8 protein-coding genes, 1 tRNA gene and 1 pseudogene are annotated in these 7,658 nt (G+C 59.4%); 6 read left to right on the top strand and 4 right to left on the bottom strand.

Annotation, left to right across the window (positions count from 1 at the left end; genetic code table 11):
- Window positions 1–308 precede the first annotated feature (308 nt).
- Complete coding sequence (locus ACTG36_RS15390; protein WP_375281862.1) at window positions 309–770, top strand: hypothetical protein; 462 nt, start codon at window positions 309–311, stop codon at window positions 768–770.
- Window positions 771–868: 98 nt separating this feature from the next.
- On the opposite strand, the gene ACTG36_RS15395 is transcribed toward ACTG36_RS15390, so the two are convergent.
- From ACTG36_RS15395 to pdxH, 4 genes are all read right to left on the bottom strand, one after another.
- Window positions 869–945: transfer RNA gene (locus ACTG36_RS15395), tRNA-Pro, on the bottom strand.
- Between the two features lie 68 nt (window positions 946–1,013).
- Window positions 1,014–1,484 carry a DUF192 domain-containing protein gene (locus tag ACTG36_RS15400; RefSeq protein ID WP_375281861.1) on the bottom strand — a complete coding sequence of 157 codons (471 nt, stop codon included), beginning with the start codon at window positions 1,482–1,484 and terminating at the stop codon, window positions 1,014–1,016.
- Window positions 1,466–1,987: a cold-shock protein gene (locus ACTG36_RS15405; protein WP_375281860.1), complete on the bottom strand. Its 522-nt coding sequence runs from the start codon at window positions 1,985–1,987 to the stop codon at window positions 1,466–1,468. The genes ACTG36_RS15400 and ACTG36_RS15405 overlap by 19 nt, the downstream gene beginning before the upstream one ends.
- 120 nt (window positions 1,988–2,107) lie before the next feature.
- Window positions 2,108–2,728: a pyridoxamine 5'-phosphate oxidase gene (gene pdxH / locus ACTG36_RS15410; RefSeq protein WP_375281859.1), complete on the bottom strand. Its 621-nt coding sequence runs from the start codon at window positions 2,726–2,728 to the stop codon at window positions 2,108–2,110.
- A gap of 153 nt (window positions 2,729–2,881) precedes the next feature.
- Here pdxH and fabI point away from each other — a divergent pair, with 153 nt between their 5' ends.
- From fabI to ACTG36_RS15435, 5 genes and pseudogenes are all read left to right on the top strand, one after another.
- Window positions 2,882–3,694 (top strand): enoyl-ACP reductase FabI, encoded by an 813-nt coding sequence (gene fabI / locus ACTG36_RS15415; protein ID WP_375281858.1) that lies wholly within the window; start codon window positions 2,882–2,884, stop codon window positions 3,692–3,694.
- A gap of 4 nt (window positions 3,695–3,698) precedes the next feature.
- Window positions 3,699–4,229 carry a xanthine phosphoribosyltransferase gene (gene gpt / locus ACTG36_RS15420; RefSeq protein ID WP_375281857.1) on the top strand — a complete coding sequence of 177 codons (531 nt, stop codon included), beginning with the start codon at window positions 3,699–3,701 and terminating at the stop codon, window positions 4,227–4,229.
- A gap of 123 nt (window positions 4,230–4,352) precedes the next feature.
- Window positions 4,353–5,573 carry an aminotransferase gene (locus ACTG36_RS15425; RefSeq protein WP_375281856.1) on the top strand — a complete coding sequence of 407 codons (1,221 nt, stop codon included), beginning with the start codon at window positions 4,353–4,355 and terminating at the stop codon, window positions 5,571–5,573.
- A 72-nt stretch (window positions 5,574–5,645) separates the two neighbouring features.
- The gene (locus tag ACTG36_RS15430; protein WP_375281855.1) at window positions 5,646–7,490 is read left to right on the top strand and encodes a peptidylprolyl isomerase; all 1,845 of its coding nucleotides are present in this window, start codon (window positions 5,646–5,648) and stop codon (window positions 7,488–7,490) included.
- Between the two features lie 3 nt (window positions 7,491–7,493).
- Window positions 7,494–7,658, top strand: a pseudogene (locus tag ACTG36_RS15435) (anthranilate synthase component I); the annotation flags it as partial.

Consider the following 7,658-nt stretch of genomic DNA (forward strand, 5'->3'; position numbering starts at 1 on the left):
CCACACCTAGAGGGTCAACGGAATTTTTACCCTAAATATGGATTAAATATCCTTGACCCATGGTTAATGAAAATAGGTCAGAAACCACGCCCGATTCCCCCTCAGGGTTGCGCACAGGGATGTCACAAGGACCTGCACCAAGGCCCGTTTGGAAAATCCTAAGATATGCCAGTGCACTAAGCGGTAAAGTTGACAATTTACATGAGTTATCCACAGGCCCGATACGGCACTGTCTTAGGACGTCACCGGCCTTGTACCCCTGCCCAACTGTGTCACTGTGGTCACGCATCATTTGAAGGAATCCCGCTGTGCGACGTTCGATACTTCTGCTGATCCTCGGCCTGACCGGCTGTGCCCAAACCACTACATCTGGTGGGTCATTCGGGGCTGGCAACCAACCTGCAGGGGCACAACAGGCTTATTTTGAAGGCTACCCCGCCGGTTTGTTCTTTGCGGCGGGGGCTGTCTGCGATGGTCCGGGACAAAATGTTGTCCGTCCGGATGAAAATGAGGTCCGATGCGAATCGTTGCCCGACCCCCAGACCGCCGCAGCCCTCATCTTGCAGTTCGACGGCACGGTCGAAGACCTGCCCCGTTTTGTCATCGCCTTCAGCGGTCTTGAAGATACCGCAGGCTATCTGGTCACGGCAGACAGCTACATCCGCGTGCCCCTGCGCGATGGCGGCGCACAACAAGTGCGGTTTCCCGATGAAAGGATAGAGGCGGAGTTAAGCCGCCTGTTGGCCGACGCCGGTGGTGCCCCTTTATAGGCAGCGCAAAGAAGACGGCGCGCAGCCGCCCCAAAACACAAGCGGCCGCCCCCGAAGGGACGGCCTGCTGAACTTGGGTAAGTTGGATTAGTGTAGTGTGGTCGGGGCGAGATGATTCGAACATCCGACCCCCTGTACCCAAAACAGGTGCGCTACCAGGCTGCGCCACGCCCCGAACCGAAGGCTGGTCTAAAACCTGCCGGATGATTTGAAAAGGGGTAATTTGGACAAAAACACGAAAAGCTAGTCGCAAGGCCAGATGACGTCGCCGGCAATGCTGGGATGCTGGACGGTATCGCCCACCGACAGGCCCAATCGGGATGACAGGCCGCCGTTCACCTCCAACACATATTGGATGGCATCACCGCCAAAGATCGGCGTTTCGTCCAAGGGCACTGCGTTTTCGTGGATACTGTCCACCACCCCGTCCGCCCCGATAAAGATCATATCGAGGGGGATCAGCGTGTTGCGCATCCAAAAGCTGGTGGTTTGCGGGCGCTCAAAGACAAACAGCATCCCTTCGAAGGTGCCCATCTGTTCGACGAACATCAGCCCCTGCGCCCGTTCGGACGCATCATCGGCCACATCGACGGAAAACCGCACTTCGCCGAAATCACCCCGCACGGCGAGCGTTTCGGCATCGCATTCGGCCATGGCAGTCCCCGCCATCAGCACTGCACAACAGGTGAAAAGTGTTAGTCCGCGCTTTCCCATGGCAAAACCTCAGCCGCCATAAGCCCGCGTTTGCCCTCAATGGCCCGCAGCGCAATGGCTTCGCCGGGCAAAAGATCAGCCAGACCCGCGCGACGCAAGACCTCTACATGCACAAAGACGTCAGCAGATTTGCCGAACACATTGGCAAAACCGAACCCTTTGGCTTTGTCGAACCATTTGACCCGTGCCGGTTCAATGGCCGCGTTGGTGATATCGGCGGCTTCGAACTCCGCAAAATCCGACAGGGTTGCCACGGGCACTTCCGTTGGTTGGTCAATCGACACCACCTCGTTGGCCTGCAAGCCGCGGTCCGTTTCAATCACGTGAACCGTGATGCCAGCCCCTTCTGCGACCGAACTTTGTCCGTAGTTGCGTAAGACATTTGCATGCAGCAAAATGTCAGGCCCCCCATCATGGGCAATGATAAACCCAAAGCCCTTTGTTGGATCGAACCATTTCACTTGCCCCCCCACAGGGCGAGCGCTGATCGTTTCTTCAGTCATATTTTGTCCCCATCCGCGCGAAATTGAACGAACGCGCAGATTTTCACGTGGGGCGAAAGTGGACCCGAAATTCAGGAAATACAAGCATTTCCGCGTCCCAATTTTCACGTCGCGTGAAATTTACGGGTTCAGACGGTCAATTTCCCAAGGGTCACTTCGCCCTAAGCGCGACCAACGAAACCGATTATGCAACCGAAAGTCTCCGTCCGCCCAAAACTCAATTTCGACGGGTGAGATTCGAAATCCCCCCCAAAACGGGGGCCGTTTGGGATTGGTGCCTTTGGTGGCCGTGACTTTTGCGACCTCAGCCACAAGGGCTGCACGCGACGACAAGGGCGCCGATTGGTCAGACGCCCAGGCCCCCAACCTGCTTTTCAAACTGCGAGAGGCAAAATATTCATCCGCAGCAGGGCCGTCTTCACGTGACACAGTCCCGCGCACACGGATCTGACGGCGCAGCGATTTCCAATGCATCACAAAAGCCGCCTTGCCCGACGCATCTAGTTCGCGCCCCTTCTGGCTGCCGTAGTTGGTGTAGAAGACGAACGCCCCATCCCCCTGCCCGTCACTTTCCACGTCCTTGAGCAAAACCATGCGCGCATTGGGCAACCCATCCGCGTCCACAGTGGACAGCGCAATGGCGTTGGGATCATTGATCTCACTTTCATGGGCCTCTGCCATCCACGCGCGTACGATCTCAAAAGGGTCGTCGCCTGCAAATTTGCCGCTGCGGTCTGCCATGGTCTGTCCTATCCAGATGTCTTTGATCCTAAGGTGGCACTGGCGGCCCTTAGGTCAAGCGACAATGCGCCTGCGTCTTGAAGCCCCCAGCCCATTGGCCTAAACGGAAAAGGCACGACATTTATCAGGCCCCCACGGGCTGAAAGGAAAGCTATGTCATCCAATTTGATGCAGGGAAAACGCGGCCTGATTATGGGCTTGGCCAACGACAAATCCATCGCATGGGGCATCGCCAAAGCCCTGTCCGAGGCCGGTGCCGAGCTTGCGTTTTCCTACCAAGGTGACGCGTTGAAAAAACGCGTGGGCCCACTGGCGGAAAAGCTGGGGTCAGACATGGTGCTGCCGTGTGATGTGGCTGATGAGGCATCGATTGATGCGTTGTTCGACGGCATCAAAGAAAAATGGGACACCATTGACTTCGTCGTCCATGCCATTGGCTTTTCAGACAAAAACGAATTGCGCGGCCGTTATGTAGACACCAGCCGCGACAATTTCGTGATGACCATGGACATCTCGGTCTATTCCTTCACCTCCGTGATGCAGCGCGCCGAAAAGATGATGAACCCAGGCGGCAGCGCCATCACGTTGACGTATTACGGGGCTGAACGGATCATGCCCCATTACAACGTCATGGGCGTGGCCAAGGCCGCACTTGAGGCCAGCGTGCGTTATCTGGCCGAGGACCTTGGCAAGGACGGCATCCGCGTCAACGCGATTTCGGCGGGTCCGATCAAAACACTGGCCGCCTCCGGCATCGGCGATTTCCGCTACATCCTGAAATGGAACGAATACAATTCACCCCTGCGTAAGAATGTGACCATTGACGAAGTCGGCGGCTCCGCCCTCTACCTGCTGTCTGACCTCAGCGCGGGTGTGACCGGCGAAACCCACCACGTCGATGCGGGCTACCACGTGGTCGGCATGAAGGCCGTCGACGCCCCCGACATGTCCCCCAACAAGGATTAATCCCATGAGCACCAGCCCAGAGGGCCGCCTGCCCCACGAAAAAGGCTTCCACATCTCTTGGGACCAGATCCACCGCGACAGCCGCGCATTGGCATGGCGGCTGGATGGCAAAGGCCCGGACGATGGCGCGTGGCGGGCTGTGGTGGCGATCACCCGTGGCGGCATGGCCCCTGCCATGATCGTGGCGCGGGAATTGGATGTGCGCACGGTGGATACAATTTCCGTGGTCTCATACCATTCGGGCGGCGGGGCCGCAGACCAGCGGCGCGACGCCAAGGTCCTGAAATCTCCCGACGCGGGTATGATGGGCGACGGCACAGGCATCCTGATCATTGATGATCTGGTCGACAGCGGCAAAACCCTCGAACTGGTGCGCAGCCTCTACCCAAAGGCGCATTTCGCCACCGTCTACGCCAAACCCGAAGGCGAGCCACAGGTGGACACCTTTATCACCGGCGTCAGTCAGGACACATGGATTTTCTTCCCGTGGGACATGGCCTTGCAATATGTCGAACCTTATCGGGGTAAAGACTAAACGCTGATCGGCCCTCCGGGGGGAGTTTGCCGGGCCAGATGAAACGGGGGACCGTCCTTTATTCATCTGGCCCGAAAAACTCCCGCCGGAGGCATCCCGCACTCTCAACCCGGAGCCTTCCAGATGACTGTCGCGCGCACCCAGACCACCTTTTCGCCCCCCGTCATGGAGGCGCGCCGTTGGCTGGAGGGCGTGGATTTCACCGACCGGCCCCTGATCAATGTCAGTCAAGCCGCACCCGTAGACCCGCCGCCGCTGGCCCTGCGTCAGGAACTGGCGCGGATCGTCGTCGAAGACGACGAAAGTCACCTGTATGGGCCGGTCTTGGGCCTGCCTGACCTGCGGGCGAAGGTCGCGGCCGATTGGTCAGCCTCATACGGGGGGACCATTGAACCGGCCAACGTGGCGATCACCTCCGGCTGCAATCAAGCGTTCACGGCAGCGATTTCAACATTATGTGCGGAGGGCGATGAGGTCATCCTGCCGGTGCCCCACTATTTCAATCACCGCATGTGGTTGGATATGGCAGGCGTGCACACTGTGCCTCTCGAGGCGCGCGATACACTGGTGCCCAATGCCGAAGATGCCGCAGCCCTGATCACCGACCGCACCCGCGCGATTGTGCTGGTCACGCCCAACAATCCCGGCGGTGTCGAATATCCCGCAGCCACTGTGCAGGCCTTTGCGACACTGGCACGGTCCCGTGGCATTGCGCTGATCATTGATGAGACCTACCGCGATTTTGACAGCCGCGTCGCCACCACCGGCGATCTGGCCGCAAATGGCGCGCCGCATCCGCTGTTTCAGGACCCCAACTGGGACGACACATTGATCCAGCTTTATTCCTTTTCCAAAGCCTACCGTCTGACCGGTCACCGCGTGGGAGCCATGGTCGCGTCCGAGGCGCGGCTGGCCGAGGTGGAAAAATTCCTCGACACCGTCACCATCTGTCCAAATCAGCTGGGTCAACGGGCCGCTCTCTGGGGGATGGAGCATCTGGGCGATTGGCTGGCAGGTGAACGGCTTGAGATTCTCGACAGACGCGCCGCGATTGAAGAACAGATGCCAAGGCTCACCGCGACTGGGTGGGCACTGGAAGGCTGCGGCGCCTATTTTGCTTACTTGACACATCCCTTTGAAGTCCCATCGGATGTGCTGGCGAAAACATTGGTGCAAGACGCAGGCGTTCTTACTCTTCCCGGGACGATGTTCATGCCCGCCTCTGGCGGGACGTTCATGCCAGACAAAGGCGGCACCCAGCATTTGCGCGTGGCATTTGCCAATGTGGACCGCGCCGGGATCACGGCTTTGTTTGACCGATTGGTGGCCTTCACCCCACGCTAGGCCCAACACCGCTTGCACCCTGCGCATCCCCCGCCTATTCAGGTGCAAACGTGATTTTAGGGGCGTCTCATCATGGCCAAAGCAAGCAAAACACGGAACTTCTTTGTGTGGATCGTAATGGGCCTGCTGTTCATAGGTCTGATGGGCTTTGGCGCCACGGGGCTGTCGGGCACGGTGCGGGCCATTGGCAACGCGGGCGACAAACCGATCGCGGCACAAAGCTATTATCTGGAACTGCAAAACCGCATTGCCTCTGCCTCTGCTGAACAGGGTCGGCAAATCTCGTTTCCTGAGGCTGAGGCGCAGGGCATTCCGGCCACGGCCCTTCAAGTTGTCGTGGGCCAACGGTCGCTGGACAATGAAGCCGCCGTTCTGGGCCTGTCTGTGGGCGATGACATTATCTCTGAACAGGTACTAGGCAACCCCGCCTTCCGTGACATCAACGGCGCGTTCGACCGCGCCCAATACCGCGGAACACTGGCCCGGTCGGGAATCAGCGTGCGGGAATACGAAAACACCCTGCGCGATCAAGCAACCCGTGCGCTGGTGCAAGGCGCTGTTTTCACAGGCATTCCCGACCCGTTGACCTATGCCGAAACGCTGGCGCAGTTTTCGCGCGAAGGGCGCACGTTCACATGGGCGCCTTTGGCAGATGCCGATGTTGAAGTGGCCCTGCCCGAGCCGTCCGAGGAAGACTTGCAGGCCCATTACGACGCCAACCCAGATCTTTATCGCACACTTGAAACCCGGCAAATCCGCTACGTCTGGCTGACGCCCGATATGATCCAAGACGACATGCCCGTCGACGAAGATGAATTGCGCGCCGAATATGACGCCCGTCTTGAAGAATACCAACAGCCCGAACGGCGTCTGGTGGAACGGCTGGTGTTTTCTGATGAGGAGGCCGCAGCAGCAGCCCTCGCCCAGATTGAAGCCGGTGAGACGACCTTCCCCGATTTGGTCGCCGCCCGTGGCCTGACCCTGAGCGATGTGGACATCGGCGATGTGACCGAAGCGCAGATGGATGACGCAGGCCCCGCGATTTTTGCGGCCGAAACCGGCGACATCGTGGGCCCCTTCCCGTCTGATCTGGGACCGGCACTGTTTCGGATGAACGCGATCCTGTCGGCGCGCAACATCACCTTTGAACAGGCCCTGCCCGATCTGCGCGAAGATCAGGCCGCCGCCCGTGCGCGCCGCCTAATCGAAGACCAGATTGACCCGATCACAAACCTGCTGGCTGGCGGGGCGCAGCTGTCGGACGTGGCCGACCAGACCGAAATGCAGCTGGGCGAGATCACGTGGACCACGGATGTGACAAACGGGATCGCCGCCTACGCCAGCTTCCGTGACATCGCGGCCGCCACCGATGTGGGCGATTTCGCTGAAGTGGAGGAGCTTGACGACGGCGGCCTCTTCGCGCTCGAAGTGACCGACATCATCGCCCCCATGGTGCCCCCGCTGGATGATATCCGCGCCGATGTGATCGCCGGATGGGAGGCCGAGGTCACAGCCCAAGCCATCGTCGATGATGCCGAAAGCCGCGCGGCCCAACTGCGTGAGGGGCGGGAATTTGCGGCCCTCGACCTCGACGCCGTGCAGGAAACCAACCTCACCCGTCGCGGCTTCGTCAACGGCACGCCCCCCACCTTCCTGACGGAAGTTTTCACAATGGAGCTGGGCGATGTCCGCGTGTTGGAAAATTCAGGCGGGGCCATCATCGTGCGCCTTGATGGGGTCACGCCCGCCGAAGACACCGACAGCGCCTTTGCCGCCGAAGTCGCATCGATTGCCGAAAGCAGCAGCCAAGGCATCGCGCAGGACATCTATGAACTCTATACCCGCAACATTCAGGTGAACACGGACGTGACCCTGAACCAAGCGGCCATCAACTCCATCCACTCGAACTTCCGGTAAGCCATGACGCCCGATTTCCAGACCTTCGCGCGCGGCTATGACGCGGGCCACCACCAGATCGTCTACACGCGGCTGACGGCGGATTTGGACACGCCGGTGTCCCTGATGCTGAAACTGAATGGCGCAGGCACCCATGCCTTCTTGCTGGAATCTGTCACCGGCGGTGAG

The sequence above is a fragment of the Pseudooctadecabacter sp. genome (genome assembly GCF_965657175.1).
Taxonomy (GTDB): Bacteria; Pseudomonadota; Alphaproteobacteria; order Rhodobacterales; family Rhodobacteraceae; genus Octadecabacter.